This is a genomic window from Brachymonas sp. KE5, from assembly GCF_057773645.1.
In genome coordinates this window covers 1,323,880-1,339,581 of sequence record NZ_CM173463.1, presented here as the reverse complement: position 1 = coordinate 1,339,581, position 15,702 = coordinate 1,323,880, and the positions used below count along the sequence as shown (strand labels likewise).

Annotated in this window: 16 protein-coding genes; 2 read left to right on the top strand and 14 right to left on the bottom strand. The window is 64.4% G+C overall.

The window, feature by feature from the left end:
- Nucleotides 1-6: 6 nt before the first annotated feature.
- The 8 genes from ACX36O_RS06355 to mltG all read right to left on the bottom strand — a co-directional run bounded on the left by ACX36O_RS06355 (nt 7) and on the right by mltG (nt 8,260).
- Entirely contained in the window at nt 7-753 is a 747-nt protein-coding gene (locus ACX36O_RS06355; RefSeq protein ID WP_371686411.1) for a fumarate reductase iron-sulfur subunit, read from the bottom strand.
- The gene (locus tag ACX36O_RS06350) at nt 750-2,732 is read right to left on the bottom strand and encodes a fumarate reductase flavoprotein subunit (protein WP_488360212.1); all 1,983 of its coding nucleotides are present in this window, start codon (nt 2,730-2,732) and stop codon (nt 750-752) included. Before ACX36O_RS06350 ends, ACX36O_RS06355 begins: the two co-directional genes overlap by 4 nt.
- The gene (locus tag ACX36O_RS06345; protein ID WP_213360590.1) at nt 2,729-3,484 is read right to left on the bottom strand and encodes a fumarate reductase cytochrome b subunit; all 756 of its coding nucleotides are present in this window, start codon (nt 3,482-3,484) and stop codon (nt 2,729-2,731) included. Before ACX36O_RS06345 ends, ACX36O_RS06350 begins: the two co-directional genes overlap by 4 nt.
- A gap of 274 nt (nt 3,485-3,758) precedes the next feature.
- On the bottom strand, nt 3,759-4,508 hold the full coding sequence (locus tag ACX36O_RS06340) for an ankyrin repeat domain-containing protein (protein ID WP_213360589.1): 750 nt from the start codon (nt 4,506-4,508) through the stop codon (nt 3,759-3,761).
- A gap of 136 nt (nt 4,509-4,644) precedes the next feature.
- Entirely contained in the window at nt 4,645-5,451 is an 807-nt protein-coding gene (locus tag ACX36O_RS06335) for a TatD family hydrolase (RefSeq protein ID WP_213360588.1), read from the bottom strand.
- Nucleotides 5,452-5,546: 95 nt separating this feature from the next.
- The gene (locus ACX36O_RS06330) at nt 5,547-6,635 is read right to left on the bottom strand and encodes a DNA polymerase III subunit delta' (RefSeq protein WP_213360587.1); all 1,089 of its coding nucleotides are present in this window, start codon (nt 6,633-6,635) and stop codon (nt 5,547-5,549) included.
- Nucleotides 6,632-7,276 carry a dTMP kinase gene (tmk, locus tag ACX36O_RS06325; protein ID WP_213360585.1) on the bottom strand — a complete coding sequence of 215 codons (645 nt, stop codon included), beginning with the start codon at nt 7,274-7,276 and terminating at the stop codon, nt 6,632-6,634. Before tmk ends, ACX36O_RS06330 begins: the two co-directional genes overlap by 4 nt.
- Nucleotides 7,277-7,279: 3 nt before the next feature.
- Nucleotides 7,280-8,260, bottom strand: coding sequence for an endolytic transglycosylase MltG (mltG, locus tag ACX36O_RS06320; protein ID WP_213360583.1), 981 nt, complete (start codon nt 8,258-8,260; stop codon nt 7,280-7,282).
- Between the two features lie 72 nt (nt 8,261-8,332).
- On the opposite strand from mltG, the gene ygfZ reads away from it, so the two are divergent.
- Entirely contained in the window at nt 8,333-9,376 is a 1,044-nt protein-coding gene (ygfZ, locus tag ACX36O_RS06315) for a CAF17-like 4Fe-4S cluster assembly/insertion protein YgfZ (protein ID WP_213360581.1), read from the top strand.
- Nucleotides 9,377-9,382: 6 nt separating this feature from the next.
- Here the strand turns inward: ygfZ and ACX36O_RS06310 are convergent, their stop codons facing one another.
- The 4 genes from ACX36O_RS06310 to ACX36O_RS06295 form a co-directional block, all read right to left on the bottom strand.
- Nucleotides 9,383-10,774: a HipA N-terminal domain-containing protein gene (locus tag ACX36O_RS06310; RefSeq protein WP_488360211.1), complete on the bottom strand. Its 1,392-nt coding sequence runs from the start codon at nt 10,772-10,774 to the stop codon at nt 9,383-9,385.
- Between the two features lie 17 nt (nt 10,775-10,791).
- Entirely contained in the window at nt 10,792-11,055 is a 264-nt protein-coding gene (locus ACX36O_RS06305; RefSeq protein WP_213360577.1) for a helix-turn-helix transcriptional regulator, read from the bottom strand.
- A gap of 234 nt (nt 11,056-11,289) precedes the next feature.
- Complete coding sequence (locus ACX36O_RS06300) at nt 11,290-11,646, bottom strand: DsrE/DsrF/TusD sulfur relay family protein (RefSeq protein WP_213360575.1); 357 nt, start codon at nt 11,644-11,646, stop codon at nt 11,290-11,292.
- A 51-nt stretch (nt 11,647-11,697) separates the two neighbouring features.
- The gene (locus tag ACX36O_RS06295) at nt 11,698-14,094 is read right to left on the bottom strand and encodes a Tex family protein (RefSeq protein ID WP_488360210.1); all 2,397 of its coding nucleotides are present in this window, start codon (nt 14,092-14,094) and stop codon (nt 11,698-11,700) included.
- Between the two features lie 235 nt (nt 14,095-14,329).
- Between ACX36O_RS06295 and ACX36O_RS06290 the strand changes: the two genes are divergently transcribed.
- Nucleotides 14,330-14,848, top strand: coding sequence for a LapA family protein (locus ACX36O_RS06290; RefSeq protein WP_213360570.1), 519 nt, complete (start codon nt 14,330-14,332; stop codon nt 14,846-14,848).
- A 39-nt stretch (nt 14,849-14,887) separates the two neighbouring features.
- On the opposite strand, the gene ACX36O_RS06285 is transcribed toward ACX36O_RS06290, so the two are convergent.
- Both ACX36O_RS06285 and ACX36O_RS06280 read right to left on the bottom strand, forming a co-directional pair.
- Nucleotides 14,888-15,403 carry a PaaI family thioesterase gene (locus ACX36O_RS06285; protein WP_213360567.1) on the bottom strand — a complete coding sequence of 172 codons (516 nt, stop codon included), beginning with the start codon at nt 15,401-15,403 and terminating at the stop codon, nt 14,888-14,890.
- Nucleotides 15,400-15,681 (bottom strand): Dabb family protein, encoded by a 282-nt coding sequence (locus ACX36O_RS06280; protein WP_213360566.1) that lies wholly within the window; start codon nt 15,679-15,681, stop codon nt 15,400-15,402. Before ACX36O_RS06280 ends, ACX36O_RS06285 begins: the two co-directional genes overlap by 4 nt.
- Nucleotides 15,682-15,702: the final 21 nt, after the last annotated feature.

The window sequence follows — 15,702 nt, the reverse complement described above, 5'->3', positions numbered from 1 at the left end:
ACCTAATCAGGCGCGCGCAAGCGGAATCCACTTGCGTACGCCCTGCATGGCCATCTTGCGTCGCATATAGGCGAGCTGCGTCTGCAGCGGCAGACCCTTCGGGCAGAGGTCTTCACAGCCCAGCAGGCTCATGCAGCCGAAAATTCCCTGGTCGTTGCCAACCACCTCGTAGTAGTCCGCATCGGTACGCTGGTCGCGCGGATCCAGGCGGAAGCGCGCGATCTTGTTGAGGCCGACGGCCGCAACGAAGTCGGGGCGCATCTGCGCCGTGCCGCAGGCTGCCACGCAGCAGCCACACTCGATGCAGCGGTCCAGTTCGTAGATGGCTTCGGCCATTTCAGGCTCCATGGGCGTTTCCATGGCATCCACGTCGGGGTCGTCGTGGCCATGCACCCAGGTCTGCAGGCGTTCAGCCATTTCTCGCATCCAGATGCCGGTATTGACCGACAGATCGGCAATCAGCGCAAATCCCGGCAAGGGATAGAGCGTGATCTGCTCCGGCAGGGTCTGCGTGAGCGTGCGGCAGGCCAGGCCCGGGCGGCCGTTGATCAGCATGGCGCAGGAGCCACAGACGCCGGCACGACAGACGAAGTCGAAGTTCAGGTCGGGCGCCTGGTTCTCGCGGATCTGGTTGAGCGCGATGAACAGCGTCATGCCGGCAGCTTCGGTCAACTGGTAATTTTCGACGCGCGGCGTAGATGCCGGATCGCGCGGATTGTGGCGGAAGATGGAGAACGTCAGAGTTCGGCTCATGGCTGCACCTCGGGCAAACGTGCGTTGTCTCCCCGGTAACGGGCCGGAAGACTTTCGCGGAATGGCAGCAATTGCTCCTGCACGGCGGTACGCGGCTGGCCCGTGTGGTCGGCACGGATCGCGTCCACCACGGCCTGGCGGTCTGCAGTTGCCGGGTTTTCAAGAATGTTGCGGGCGCCGTAGCCACGGAAACCGGGCGGCAGTTCCATCGTGTCGATGGCAATGGGTTCGTATTCGAAGGCGGGCGCCCCGCCCTCTTTCCAGCTCACCAGCGTGCGGCACAGCCAGTCGCGGTCGTTGCGCTGCGGGAAATCCTCGCGGGCGTGCGCACCCCGGCTTTCCCGGCGCGCCAGCGCGCCCTGCGCGGTGACCAGCGCCAGCTTGAGCATGCGCGGCAGGCGCATGGCCAGCACCAGCTCCGGGCTGGCATCGCGGCCCTTGTAGCGCGTGCCAATCTGTTCGGAGCGCTGCAGCAGCTTCTGCAGGCTGTCAACGGCCTCGCTCAGGCCGGCCTCGTTGCGGAACAGGCCGACCTGGCGCGTCATGATGTCTTCCATGGAGCGGCGGATGGCCTGGGCGTCTTCATGGCCCGGGCGTGCCAGGATGGCGCCGATGCGCGCCTCCTCGCGGGCCAGCGCCTCGCGCGCCAGCCCGGTACTCATGCTCAGGCGGCCACCCTCCTGTTCCACATAGTCGGCGACGTATTCGCCCACCAGCATGCCGGCGACCACGGTTTCGGCCACCGAGTTGCCGCCCAGGCGGTTGAAACCGTGCAGGTCCCAGCAGGCTGCCTCGCCGCAGGCGAACAGGCCGCGCAGCCACGGACTTTCACCGCGGTGGTTGGTGCGGATCCCGCCCATGGAATAGTGTTGGGTGGGACGTACCGGGATCCAGTCCTTCGCGGGGTCGATGCCGAGGAAGTACTGGCAGATGTCCTTCACTTCGCGCAGGTTCTTGTCGATATGCGCCGCGCCCAGGCCGGTGATGTCCAGCCACAGATGCTCGGGCTTGGTCGCATCGCCAGGAACGCCCTTGCCGCGCCGAATATGCTCGGCCATGCGGCGCGAAACCACGTCGCGCGAGGCCAGTTCGGCCTTTTCCGGCTCGTAATCGGGCATGAAACGGTGGCCGTCCACGTCGCGCAGCAGGCCGCCGTCGCCACGGCAACCCTCGGTCACGAGAATGCCGGCCGGCACGATGGCCGTGGGGTGGAACTGCACCGCTTCCATGTTGGCCAGACGGGCCACGCCGGTTTCCAGAGCCAGGGCGGCGCCCATGCCTTCGTTGATCAGTGCGTTGGTGGAGACGCCATAGATGCGGCCATGGCCGCCGGTGGCCATCACGGTGGCTTCGGCCATCCAGGCAGTCAGTTCACCCGTGATCAGATCCCGCACCACCGCGCCCTGGCAGCGGCCGCCGTCGTGGATCAGCGCAATCGCTTCCACGCGCTCGTCCACGGGAATGCTCTCCGCCACGGCACGGTCACCCAGCGCGTACAGCATGGCGTGGCCGGTACCGTCGGAGGTGTAGCAGGTGCGCCATTTGCGCGTGCCGCCAAAATCGCGCGCGGTGATCAGGCCGTGGGCTTCGTCGCGCTCGGTCAGCGTGACACGCTGGCCGTTGATGACGGCTTCGTGGTCGCCCTTGCGCACGCGGTTCCACGGCACGCCCCAGGCGGCCAGTTCGCGCACGGCCTTGGGCGCCATGTGGGTGAACATGCGGGCGACCAGCTGATCGCACCCCCAGTCGGAGCCGCGCACCGTATCCTCGAAATGCACATCCTCGTTGTCGCCGGCGCCCTTGATGGCGTTGGCCAGGCTTGCCTGCATGCCGCCCTGGGCGGCCACGGAATGGGAGCGCTTGGCAGGCACCAGCGAGAGGATGCGCACGTCCAGCCCGCGGCGGCGTGCCCCTACGGCGCAGCGCAGTCCGGCCAGGCCACCGCCAATCACGAGCACATCGGTATGCCGGATTTTCATTGCGCTTCCTCCTGGATCCATGCCGGCGTATAAAGCTCACCTGCGTTGGGGGCATGCTCGATACCCAGCTTGATGTAGGCGGCCAGCGAAGCCAGACCAAGCACCAGGAAGAAGGCCGTCAGCGCCCACTTGATGCGCACCAGACGGCGGCGACCTGCTTCGGAATCAGCCGAAGGCAGCCAGCCCCACTTGAGCGCAAGGCGATACAGGCCGATGGTGGCGTGCAGCTCGACGGCGAACAGCAGGATCAGGTACAGCGGCCAGAAATTGCCGGTCCAGACCCGGTCAGCCGATTCGTACGGGCCGATCAGTTCGGGGTGGCTCATCATGGTGTAGAGGTGCACCGGGGCCAGGAAGAACAGCGCAAAACCGGTCGCTACCTGGATCAGCCACAGCCAGGTGTCGCCGTGGCGCAGGCGGCTGCTGTGCCTGCCCATGCTGCGGTACTGGGCCCAGTCTGCAGGGAACTTGCGCAGCGCGAGCAAGGCGTGCAGGCCGAGCAGCATGAACACCGCGGCCACGACAATGGAAACAATCCAGTAATACGGTTTGCCGAAGATGAAATACCCTTCGAACATGCGCGCCACGATCCAGAAAAGGTCCTCGCTGATCAGGATGGTGGAGACAAAGCCCATGTGGAACCACATGAACAGGCCGAGCGCCAGGCCGGAAAGACTCTGGACAAGATCCAGGGCGGCAGGCCAGCTTGAGGCGCGCTGGCCGGATACGACAGGAGTGGTAGCTGATCGCATGGGGGCATACTCCGAAGACTTCTTTTCTTGTAACTATACTCCCGATGTTGCGCCGCACAATATCTTGATGTCAAGATATATCGTGAATTGCCTCCCCTTCTTTCACTTTCGCGGTCTTGAATACCAGCATCTGGCGCAATTGTGTGAGGAAATAGCAACGTAAACGGCAATGGCCGGCAAGGGGTACCCTGCCCTCGGCTGGACCGGCAAGCACAAAGGTCCTGCTCCCTTCCCAAGGAACAGGACCCGGTAGAAAGACCTTCGCAGCAGGGTCTCAGGGCAACGGAGCGGGCGCTGCCGGCTCCTGTCCGGGCGGATAGATCATGGGAATGGACTCCGGATTTTCCGGTATCGGCTCTCCACGCAGTTCGGCTGCAGACGCCGGTGACAGCGGAGCGAGCGGCCTGACCTTGCCTGGATCCCTGCGCTTGCGCTGGGCAGCTGCAATCAGCGCGATGCTGTCCTCCTTGCCGCCTCGCTTCGCGTATTCCAGCGGGGTATGGCCCAGGGTGTCGCGATCCCAGGGGTCGGCCTGGCGCGAGAGCAGGAAGCGCACAGCATCCTCGCTACCATACTGTGCCGCCATCATTAGCGGCGTGGCCAGGTTGGGCGCCTTGGCGTCGATATAGGCATCGCGCGCCAGCAGCAGGCGCATGATTTCGACGTTGCCGCGCGTGGCAGCGTAATGCAGCGGCGACCAGCCCCCCTTGTTGGTGGCGGCACCACGGGCAATCAGCTGCTTGGCCAGTTCGGTCTGGTTGCCGATGATGGCCATCATCAAAGGCGACTCGCCGAATTTGTTCGGAGTGCTGAGGTTGATGCCGCGGGCGTTGAGCAGCACCGGCAGCACCTTGGCCGACTGTTCCTGGATGGCTACCGTCAGCGCCGTGCGGCCGTTCTGGTCCAGTGCGTTGACGTCGACGCCACGGCGGATCAGCTCACGCGCGGTGACGTCGCTGTCACGTTTCACCGCCACCATCAGGTCATCCACCGGGGCAGCCAATGCGACAGCAGAAACAAACATAAAAACAAAGGAATAAAGGATTTTCTTCATCATCTTTCGATTTCACTCCCAAAGTAATTTCTCTGGTTTGGCGTCATTTCATGGTTTCATTGACTTCAATGAAATCATCAAGATGCCGTTTATTCATGATCCTGCTTCAAGCTCTTTCGAGATCCTGTTCCATGAGAAACAAAAGCTCGAAATTACGTGAAGTTGCCTCGGCGATCTGCTCTATGGAGCATTGCCTCACTTCAGCCAGCTGGCGGGCCACATGCGGCACGTAGGCGGGCGTATTGATCTTGCCGCGGTACGGCACCGGTGCCAGATAGGGGCTGTCGGTCTCGATCAGCAGGCGATCCATCGGCACGAATGCTGCCACATCGCGCAGATCCTGGGCGTTACGGAAGGTGACGATGCCCGAGAAGGAGATGTGGAAACCCATGTCGAGCGCGGCGCGGGCCACGGCCTCGGTTTCGGTAAAGCAATGAAAAACGCCGCCGGCAGACCCCGCGCTGCCGTCCTCGCCCTCTTCCCGCAGAATGGCCAGCGTGTCTTCGGACGCGCTGCGGGTGTGGATGACCAGCGGCTTGCCGAGCTGCCGCGCGGCGCGGATGTGAGTGCGGAAGCGCTCGCGCTGCCACTCCATGTCGGCCAGGCTGCGGCCGTTGAGGCGATAGTAGTCCAGGCCGGTTTCGCCGATACCCTGCACGCGCGGCAGGCTGCCGAGTTCAAGCAGCTTGTCCAGCGTAGGCTCTTCCAGGCCCTCGGTGTCCGGATGCACGCCTGCGGTGGCCCAGAAGTTGTCGTAGCGCATGGCCAGCGCATGCACGTCCGGAAATTCCTCCAGCGTGGTGCTGATGACGAGTGCACGGTCGACCTGCGCCTCGTTCATGGAATCACGGATGGACTCGATCTTGTCACGCAGTTCGGGGAAGTTGAGGTGGCAGTGGGAATCGACAAACATCATTAACAATCAATCTTCTGGATTGATTTTTTCAAGTAAATTATTGTTATTTCGCAGACCATCTGGAGGGCATTTCCGGTTGGTGATGCAGCGCTCTAGCGCCCCATCCGCGGCCGCTGGCCAGCACCGGTGGACGGCGCCAGCAGCGCCCTGCCCGCCTGGGCCACCAGGTCTTCCAGGAACAGGCCCGGGTTGTAGGGATGCTCGGCGGAGCGGCGATCCTGCGCCAGGCGCTTGCCCCACTGGCTGATGGCGCGCCAGCCAGCCAGGCGCCCTGCCGCCGGAAAATCCTCGCTGGCAAAGAAGCGCGGCGCAGCGCCCGCCTTGACGGCCAGCGCATCGTGACAGATCTTCTGCAGCACGTCGATCGCCTGCGCCGGCGCAAAGCCGGCAAACGCCTGAACGTGCGCCTGGCAGGCCGCCTGCGGCAGCTTGCGCCAGTCGGCGGCGCGCACGCCGGACCGGGCCAGTTCATGGGCATCTGCTGCCCGCCCGCCGGCGGCACGCAGCAGCACCTGGGCGTCCTCTTCCGATAGACCCTGCTCTTTCAGCCAGACCTGTGCCTCGGCCTGCCGGGGCCAGTCCAGGGTATGCGTCATGCAGCGGCTGCGGATGGTGGGCAGCAGCAGATGCGCAGCCTCGGTCGCCAGCACGAAACGCACGTTGCCGACCGGCTCTTCCAGCGTCTTGAGCAAGGCGTTGGCCGTAACGTGGTTCATGCGTTCGGCCGGATAGATCAGCACCGCCTTGCCGCGCGCGCGGCTGCTGGTGCGCTGGGCAAACTCGATGGCATCGCGCATGGCCTCGACGCGGATGTCCTTGCTGGGCTTGCGCTTCTTGTCGTCCAGTTCCTTCTGCGCCTTTTCGTCGAGCGGCCAGGCATAGGCCAGCATGTCCGTTTCCGGCATCAGCACCTGCAGATCGGGATGGGTGCGCACGGCAATGGCATGGCAGCTTTCGCACTGGCCGCAGGCGATACCGTCCGGCTGGGGATGATCGCACAGCCAGGCCTGCACCAGCGCCAGGCCCAGATCGTACTGGCCAAGTCCCGTGGGCCCTTGCAGCAGCCAGGCATGGCCGCGCTGCTGCAGCAGGGCTACCGCCTGCTGCCGGAGCCAGGGAGCCAAAGGCCGGTCGCGCTCCACCGGAGCCACTTCTGCTGCTGTGCTGCGTGTACGGCTCATGCCAGCCAGCCTTTCCGCTTCATCACAGCGGCTACCTGCTCCCAGACCTGTCCGGGCGTGCAGGATGCATCGATGCGCGCAAAGCGTGCCGGCGCCTCCTGCATGCGGCGTGCGTAGCCGGAGGCCACGCGCTCGAAGAAAGCACCCGATTCGGACTCGAACTTGTCAGGCTGGCGGGCATCGGCCAGACGCCGGGCCGCAATGGCGGGGGGAACGTCGAACCACAGGGTCAGGTCGGGCTGCAGTTGCGAGCCGTCTTCCTGGCGCAGCACCATGGCTTCGAGTGCATGCAGCGTGTCCCAGTCGAAATTGCGTCCTGCCCCCTGGTAGGCAAAGGTGGCATCGGCAAAACGGTCGCACAGCACGACTTCGCCGCGGGCCAGCGCGGGCGCAATCACCTGCTGCACATGGTCGCAGCGCGCGGCAAACACCAGCAAGGCCTCGGTCAACGCGCCCATGGGATCATGCAGCACCAGCGCACGGAGTTTTTCGGCCAGAGCTGTGCCGCCAGGCTCGCGCGTGCGCAGCACCACGCGGCCCTGGCGTGCAAAGGCCTCGGCCAGGGTGCCGATATGGGTGGTTTTGCCGGCGCCGTCGATGCCTTCGAAGTTGATGAACAGGCCTTGGGAAGAAGCGTTCATGCCTTACCTGCCGCGGATGTACTTGTTGACCGCGCGGTTGTGCTCGGTCAGGGTTTCGCTGAACTGGCTGGTGCCGTCGCCCCGCGCCACAAAATACAGGGCCTTGCTGTCCGCAGGATTGGCTGCTGCAGCCAGCGAGGCGGCGCCCGGCATCGAGATGGGCGTGGGCGGCAGGCCGGCGCGCGTGTAGCTGTTGTAGGGGGTGTCGCTTTCCAGGTCCCTGCGGCGCAGGTTGCCATCAAAACTCTCGCCCAGCCCGTAGATCACCGTGGGATCGGTCTGCAGGCGCATGCCGATTTTCAGGCGGTTGCTGAAAACTGCCGCCACCTGTGTGCGGTCGGCGCTGTGGCCGGTTTCCTTTTCGATGATGCTGGCCAGCTTGAGCAGGTCATACGGGTTCTTGATCGGCAGTTCGGGATCCCTGCCTTCCCAGGCGGCTTCGAGCTTGCGATCCATGGTGCGCATGGCCAGCTTGAGCAGCTCCACATCGGAGGAATACTTGGCGTACTTGTAGGTGTCGGGGAAGAACATGCCTTCCGGGTGGCCGGAACGGCCCAGCGCCTCCATCAGCTGCTCATCGCTCATGTCCTGCGTATCGTGACGCAGGGCTTCTGCCTTGGCCAGGGCGGCGCGCACCTGGCGAATGTTCCAGCCTTCGCCGATGCGTACCTTGCGCATGGCAAATTCGCCCTTGATCAGCTTGTTGACGAAGCTGCGCGGGGTGTCACCACGTTTCAGTTCGTAGGCACCCGCCTTGAAATTGCCCATGCGGCCGCCGATGCGCAGCCACAGGTCGAGCAGCCAGGAAGGTGTGTCCACGCCTGCCTGCACGGCACTGGCACTGATCTGCTGGGCGCCGTCGCCCTGCTTGACCTGCAGGTCGATCACGGGCTGTTTCAGGGCCAGGGGCTGCCCGCTCCACCAGTAGCCGGCGGCTGCAGCCAGCAGCAGGAAGGCCACGATGGTAATGATGAGTTTGCGCACGCGTTATCCTTGCTATTCAATGACTCTACGGTTCCACCCGGGAAGCGGGTGGAACGACATGATAATTCACGCATGACTTCCGTACCGAATCCGACTCCTCCGGCAGCAGGGCTGGCCGGCCTTTCGCTCCCCGATGGCGTGGTGCTGCTCAGCGGCGCCGACAGCAACTGGGGCATGATCCGCGTCCAGGGCGCGGACGCCACACGCTTCCTGCAGGCGCAGCTCACCCACGATTTTGCCCTGCTCCAGCCAGACCAGGCCCGTCTGGCTGCCTTCTGCAACGCCAAGGGCCGCATGCAGGCCAGTTTCGTCGCGCTGCGCACGGCGCAGGATGCGGAAGGCGCGAGCTATCTGCTGGTATGCCGCAAGGATCTGCTGGCGACGGTACTCAAGCGCCTGCGCATGTTCGTGCTGCGCAGCAAGGTCACGCTGGAAGAAGTGGGCGAGGGCCTGTCCCTGTACGGCCTGCTGGGCGAAGCGGCCGAAACGGCCTGGGGCGAGGGCGCCACCGGCGCGCAGCCGTGGGACTACCGCTACCACGACGGACGCCATCTGGTGTGGCTGTATCCGGCCGCAGAACCCGATGCGCGTCTGCCGCGCGCGCTGTGCGTGCAGGCCAGCGAACTGCCGGCTCCCGCCGGCGCACCGCTGGATGCTTCGCTGTGGGAGCTGGCGGAAGTGCGCAGCGGCGTGACCACGGTGAGCCAGGCAAGCTATGAAGCCTTTGTGCCGCAGATGGTCAACTACGAGAGCGTCGGCGGCGTGAACTTCAAGAAGGGGTGTTACCCGGGCCAGGAGGTGGTGGCGCGCAGCCAGTTCCGGGGCGCAATCAAGCGTCGCGCCCATCCCGCAGTGGGTGCTCTGGCTGCCGGTGCCGCCTTGCCCCAGGCCGGCCAGGATGTATGGCGCATTGCCAGCGATGGCGGCGAGCCCGAGCCCTGCGGTGTCATTGCGCAGGTGGCGCCCATGGATGGCGGCTTTGCCCTGCTGGCCTCGCTGCAGAACAGCTGTGCAGACGATGCCGTGCAAGGCCGCGCCACCTTGCGTGCAGGTGCTGCGGACGGCCCGGAACTGCAGCTGCAGCCCCTGCCCTACGCCCTGCTGGAAGATATCTGAGCGGTTTCAGCCTGCGCTGCGTGCCATCTGGTCGGCACGAGCGCGCAGGTGCAATGCAAGCTGGCTGACGGCAGGATGCTGCCAGGCTTGCGCGTGGGTTTCATCCTCAAGCACCTGCGGCAGCGCGGTACGCATGGCTTGCGCCAGTGTGCGCACGCGCTTGCGCACCTGATTGGGCGAAAGCCCGCACTGCTGGGCAAATTCGTCCCAGGCAGCGTCGGAGGGAGCCCCTGTGCTGCTGTGCCTGCCAATGGACAGCGCCATGCGGCTGGGCTCGGGCAGGTGTGGAGCGGATGCTACCAGCGTGCTGCATACATCCCACAGCGGTGCCAGTTGCCAATTGCCGGACGTTTGCGCGCGTTGCAGCAGCAGGCGGTGCGGGGATGCCGTGGCGTCGCCCACCAGTGCAAAGGCGATCACCATGTCGAGCAGTTGCAGCACCGGCAGAACGCTGGGATGGGCATGTTCACGCAGCACGGCGAAGCTGGCGGCCCAGCCGGCAGCCTGGCGCGATGTGGCGGCTCCGGGGGCCAGTCCCAGGGCCTGGCCAAGGGTTTCGGTCTGCACGCGTGTGACCAAGCCATCCTCGCCCAGCTGGCGATCGGGGCGCAGCTGCAGCAAGGTGGTGATGGATTCGGACTGCATCAACTGGCCCGGCAGCACCGGCACACCGAGCTTCTGCAGCAGTTTCAGGGTGAAGGCGCGCTGCAGCAGCGCTGCGTCCTGTCCCCCGGGGGCCATCCACAAAACATGGCTGCTCAGTTCGGACGCGGTGCCTGCCTCGTCCTCCTGCCAGATCGGCACGACGGTGTCGCCGGCGGGCCAGGCGGCACGGTGGGCGGGTTCGCGGCCCAGAATCAGTTCGCCGCAGGCATGGAGCAAGGCCTGTTCTGCGGCCTGCCCCTGGCCGGATTCCGCCTGTCCCTCTTCGAACAGCGGCAACTGCGGGGCGGCACTGGCCGCCGGCAGGATGCTGCTGACCAGATCCATGGCATAGCGCTTGCGCCCGCTTTGTGCCTTTCGCAGCGAAACAGCGCCGAGGCAGTCGGCACCGAGGGCTTCGAGCAGGGCCAGATCGTCATCCGGAGCGATATGGAGCTGGTTCACCAGCGCCTGACGCAAGGCCCCGGTAGGCAGCAGGCCCGCGAAAAACGCGTGGCTGGCCCAGTGATCGAAAGGCTTGTCCTGCAGCGGGAGATGCAGCGACAGCGGGACTGCGTCCGGCCGCTCCAGCCATTCGGGCGCATAGGAGAACTGCAGCCAGCCCTGGCTGGGCGCGGCCAGCGGACTGCCCTTGCCGGATGATCTGGCCGGCGTTCCACGATTGGTGAGCAGGCCTACGGGCTCGTCGTGCAGCAGAACCTGCAGGCTGATGGTGGAACGCGCTTGGCTGGTCATCCCTTCTCCTTGTCTGTTCAGGCGTCGTCGGTATCGGCAACGTCATCGGCCAACGGGACGCCCTGCATCTGCAGGCGCGCGCCCAAAGCCTGGATGACCTGGAGCACCTTGTTCAGGCGCACGGTGGTCTTGCCGGCTTCGAGTTCGACCACAAAGCGCAGTCCGACACCCGCGGCGAGCGCCACGTCGGCCTGGGTCAGACCCAAGGCCTTGCGTGCCCGGTACAACGCCAACCCCAAATCTTGGGGACAATCTATGGGTTGCAAGGCGACTTTTTGCATATCTATTTCCCGCTCGGGGTTTTCATGCACATTATTTTACAAATTCGTTAGGTGAATGACAAGCGGTGGTGTGGATGCGTGCGCAGGGAAGGCGATGCCCAAGGCGATGTTCCCGTCAGCAGCCTCGTGCTGAAATGACGGCACGGAGCCAAGCCGGGCATACGCCCTGCCCTGGCGCTAGCCGGACCGACTGCCGGCGCCGTAGATGCGGGCCTCCACGGGCCCGCCGTGCCATCAGAAGGTCAGGACCTTGTCGGCCGCCAGCGTGTAGTCGGCCAGTTCGCCGAGGTTGCCGACGCTGCAACCCTCGATCAGCGGGAGATCCAGAAGGCCGCGGCTCTGCACGCAGGTACGGCACAGCTTGACCACACCGCCCAGCTCCACCAGGGTTTCAATCATTTCCTGCATGGTGTTGCCGCTGGCATGCTGCTGGTTGGGCAGCGCCATGACGGTGGCGTCGGACATCAGGAACACCGTGATCTGCGGCTTGTTCTCCTCCTTGCCGGCCAGAGCCAGGGCCAGGCGCATGGCGGAAAGGCTCAGTTCGCTGCCGTACGGCGGGGCGTTGACGATGAAGAGGATGTTCTGCATGGGTTTTCCTGATTGGTAATGAAAGAACCAACTATAGCAAGCGAGGATGAATCACCGCTTCTGCAACCCCTTGAGCTTTTCGAAGGCTGAGGCCATCGCCGTGGCCTGCGGCTGTGGCGACTGGCCGCGCCCATAGCCGCCAGGGCGTTGCTGCTGGCCGCGACCCGCGCCCTCGTAGCGGTTCTCGCGCGGCTCGCGCTTGCCGGTGGGGGCATCCAGCTTCATGGTCAGGCTGATGCGCTTGCGCGGCACGTCCACTTCCAGCACCTTGACCTTGACGATCTGGCCGGTCTTGACGATCTCGCGCGCATCCTCGACGAACTTGTTGGCCAGCTGGCTGACGTGGACCAGACCATCCTGGTGCACACCCAGATCGACGAAGGCGCCGAAGGCGGCCACGTTGCTGACCGTGCCTTCCAGCACCATGCCTTCCTTCAGGTCGGCGATGTCTTCCACGCCGTCATTGAAGCGGGCCACGGCGAAGTCCGGGCGGGGGTCGCGGCCGGGCTTTTCCAGTTCCTGCAGGATGTCCTTGACGGTGATGACACCGAACTGTTCATTGGCGAACAGCTCGGGGCGCAGTGTCTTGAGCAGTTCGGCACGGCCCATCACCTCCTGCACCGGCTTGCCCGCCTTGGCGATGATCTGCTGGACCACCGGATAGGTTTCCGGGTGCACGCCGGTCAGGTCCAGCGGGTTGTCGCCGCCCCGGATGCGCAGAAAGCCGGCGCTCTGTTCGAAGGTCTTGGGGCCGAGGCCGGTCACCTTGAGCAGCTGCTGGCGGTTGGCAAAGGCGCCGTTGGCTTCGCGCCAGCGTACCACCGACTTGGCCACGGTGGCGGACAAGCCGGAGACGCGACTCAACAGCGGCACGCTGGCAGTATTCAGATCCACGCCGACCGCGTTCACGCAGTCTTCCACTACGGCATCCAGCGTACGCGCCAGTTCGCTCTGGTTCACATCGTGCTGGTACTGGCCCACGCCAATGCTCTTGGGATCGATCTTGACCAGTTCGGCCAGCGGATCCTGCAGGCGGCGTGCAATACTGGCGGCGCCGCGCAGGCTGACGTCCACATCGGGCATTTCCTGGCTGGCGTATTCGCTGGCGCTGTAGACGGAAGCCCCCGCTTCGCTCACCACCACCTTCTGAATGGCCAGCTTCTCGACGTTGTTGGAGGCCGCCATCTTGTCCAGCAGCTTGATCAGGTCACCCGCCAGCTTGTCGGTTTCGCGGCTGGCGGTGCCATTGCCGATGGCGATCAGGTTGACGCTATGCTTGGCGCACAGGCGCGCCAGCGTATGCAGGCTCCCTTCCCAGTCCTTGCGCGGCTCGTGCGGGAACACCGTGGCGGTATCGACCAGCTTGCCGGTGGCATCGACCACGGCCACCTTCACACCAGTGCGGATGCCCGGGTCGAGGCCCATGACGGACTTCTGTCCGGCCGGTGCAGCCAGCAGCAGATCGCGCAGGTTGTCGCCAAACACCTTGATGGCGACCTTTTCGGCCTCTTCCCGCAGACGGGCGAACAGGTCGCGCTCGATGGACAGGGCCAGCTTGACGCGCCAGGTCCATGCGACGCACTTGCGCAGCAGGTCGTCGGAGGGACGGTTCTGGTGGCTCCAGCCCAGGTGCAGGGCAATCTTACCCTCGGCGAGGCTGGGCTGACCCGGCTTCGGCTTTTCGCCTTCGGGCAGGATGCTGTCGGGCAGCACAAGCTTGGCGTCGAGAATGTCCTGCGCACGCCCGCGGAAAACCGCTAGGGCGCGGTGCGACGGCACGCGACCGATCGGCTCGTCGTAGTCGAAGTAATCGCGGAACTTGGCCACTTCGGCGTCATTCTCGTTCTTGCCGGCCATCAACTTGCTCTGGAACAGGCCCTCGTGCCACATCCATTCGCGCAGGTTCTGCACCAGCGCAGCGTCTTCGGCCCAGCGCTCGCTCAGGATGTCGCGCACACCGTCGAGCACAGCCGGCACGGTGGTGAAGTCTTCACCGCCCTCACCTTTTTCGGCCTGAACGAAGGCCTGCGCCTCGACTTGCGGGTCGAGCGATGGGTCGGCAAACAGCTTGTCGGCCAGTGGTTCGATACCGAATTCACGCGCCATCTGGCCCTTGGTGCGGCGCTTGGGCTTGTAAGGCAGGTACAGGTCTTCCAGCTCCTGCTTGGTGGGGGCCATCTCGATGGCCGCACGCAGTTCGGGCGTCAGCTTGCCCTGCTCGTCGATGCTCTTGAGCACGGCCGCGCGGCGGTCGGCCAGTTCGCGCAGGTAGGACAGGCGAGTTTCCAGTTCGCGCAGTTGCGCATCGTCCAGGCCGCCGGTGGCTTCCTTGCGGTAGCGGGCGATGAAGGGTACGGTTGCGCCGCCGTCCAGAAGTTCAACTGCAGTCTGAACTTGACGTGGCAGCACCTTGATTTCACTGGCGATTTGTTCGATGATTTTTTGCACTGGAAGCATCCTCAGAACCACCGCTCACTCGCAGTTCGCGTGGTTCACTGTCCGAAAAACGCACCAGTGTGCCACAAATGCAGCCACTCGCTGGCGTGCGAGCAGGATACAAAAACAGGCACAAGTTCACGTGCCGTAGCACCTTGCTCCGGAGGCATTGTTTCAGCGGCCCTGCATCCGTTATATTCTCCCGAAAGGTCACCAGAAGGCTGGCCACAGGCACAAGGAGAACACCATGCGCAACCGCACCATTCTGATGATCATCTTTTTCATTCTCGTCGCGGCTTTCGTGGCCCTGAACTGGGGTGAGCTGTCACGCCAGACGACACTGAACCTGGGCATGTCCGAGGTGCAGGGGCCGCTCGGCCTGGTGATGCTGGGCATTCTGGGGCTGGCGGTGATCCTGTTCCTGGTTTATGCCGTCACCCTGCAGACCGCGTCCCTGCTGGAATCGCGCAACCACACCAAGGAACTGAACGCCCAGCGCGAGCTGGCCAACAAGGCCGAAATCAGCCGCTTTACCGAACTGCGCGGCGTGATCGACCAGATCGAGGCCGACTCGAAGACGCGCCAGAACGAACTGAAACAGTGGTTCGAGCAGCGCATGGCCACGCTCCAGCAGGAGGTGAGCGCCAAAGTCGACAGCAGCGGCAATACGCTTGCGGCCTATATGGGCGAACTGGAAGACCGGTTCGAGGGTCGTGTGCGACCTACGGCAACCCGGACAGTCGAGGACGTGACGCCGCGCGTCTGAGTCTGGCTTGGGGCGGGCAAGCAAGCCCGCATCCCGAAATCAGTCAGAAGAAATTACCTGATCCAACTCTTTCGGCAGGTGCAGTTCCTGCGCCTTCTTGCTGCCCACGGCCAGCTTGCGCACGAACTTGAATGTGCCGGTGGCATGTGCGCACGGCTTGCCCGCTTCGTTGTAGAGCGTGCCTTCGGTAAACGCCATGGTGGCGGTGCGGTGGATCAGGCGGCCCTTGCCAATCAGCGTGCCCTGTGCCGGTTGCATGAAGCTGGTCTTCATCTCGATGGTGACCACGCCCATATTGGGCTCCAGGCAGCGCGCCGAGGCGGCGAGCGTCACATCAAGCAGGGTCATGCAGACGCCACCGTGCACCACGTTGAAGGAATTGAGGTGCTCCGGCTGCGGGGTGTAGCGCAACAGGGATTCGCCGTTGGCTGATTTTTCCGTGACGATGCCCAGATGTTCCACGAAGGGTATATGGGGCACGTTGATGCGTTCGGGCTGCTTCGCCAGGCTGTCGCCAGCAGGTGCCGCGGCGGACACGTCGTGCCCGCCGCTCATACCTCGTAATCCACCACGGTACGGCTGGAACACAGCGGCTTGACTTGCGCCTTCACCGCCATGTGATCCGGATGCTCCTGGTAGGCGTCCAGCACTTCCCTGCTTTCGAAGGCCGAATACAGCACCACATCGGCATTGGCCTCCAGTCCGTCGGTGCGGATGCCCGCCTCCAGCGCGAGGATGCCGGGCACCACGTTGCGGCAACTTTCCAGCAGCGCTTTCATGCGCGGTGCGTCGGCGGGGTTGTGCAGGGTCCAGATGACGATGTGCTTGATCATGGTGTGCGGTAACGAAGTGCA

Bases quoted from the DNA above. Each gene is read 5' to 3' on its own strand.
- ACX36O_RS06355 (WP_371686411.1), bottom strand. From the start codon at position 753: ATGAGCCGAACTCTGACGTTCTCCATCTTCCGCCACAATCCGCGCGAT.
- ACX36O_RS06350 (WP_488360212.1), bottom strand. From the start codon at position 2,732: ATGAAAATCCGGCATACCGATGTGCTCGTGATTGGCGGTGGCCTGGCC.
- ACX36O_RS06345 (WP_213360590.1), bottom strand. From the start codon at position 3,484: ATGCGATCAGCTACCACTCCTGTCGTATCCGGCCAGCGCGCCTCAAGC.
- ACX36O_RS06340 (WP_213360589.1), bottom strand. From the start codon at position 4,508: ATGTTTGTTTCTGCTGTCGCATTGGCTGCCCCGGTGGATGACCTGATG.
- ACX36O_RS06335 (WP_213360588.1), bottom strand. From the start codon at position 5,451: ATGTTTGTCGATTCCCACTGCCACCTCAACTTCCCCGAACTGCGTGAC.
- ACX36O_RS06330 (WP_213360587.1), bottom strand. From the start codon at position 6,635: ATGAGCCGTACACGCAGCACAGCAGCAGAAGTGGCTCCGGTGGAGCGC.
- tmk (WP_213360585.1), bottom strand. From the start codon at position 7,276: ATGAACGCTTCTTCCCAAGGCCTGTTCATCAACTTCGAAGGCATCGAC.
- ygfZ (WP_213360581.1), top strand. From the start codon at position 8,333: ATGACTTCCGTACCGAATCCGACTCCTCCGGCAGCAGGGCTGGCCGGC.
- ACX36O_RS06310 (WP_488360211.1), bottom strand. From the start codon at position 10,774: ATGACCAGCCAAGCGCGTTCCACCATCAGCCTGCAGGTTCTGCTGCAC.
- ACX36O_RS06305 (WP_213360577.1), bottom strand. From the start codon at position 11,055: ATGCAAAAAGTCGCCTTGCAACCCATAGATTGTCCCCAAGATTTGGGG.
- ACX36O_RS06300 (WP_213360575.1), bottom strand. From the start codon at position 11,646: ATGCAGAACATCCTCTTCATCGTCAACGCCCCGCCGTACGGCAGCGAA.
- ACX36O_RS06290 (WP_213360570.1), top strand. From the start codon at position 14,330: ATGCGCAACCGCACCATTCTGATGATCATCTTTTTCATTCTCGTCGCG.
- ACX36O_RS06285 (WP_213360567.1), bottom strand. From the start codon at position 15,403: ATGAGCGGCGGGCACGACGTGTCCGCCGCGGCACCTGCTGGCGACAGC.
- ACX36O_RS06280 (WP_213360566.1), bottom strand. From the start codon at position 15,681: ATGATCAAGCACATCGTCATCTGGACCCTGCACAACCCCGCCGACGCA.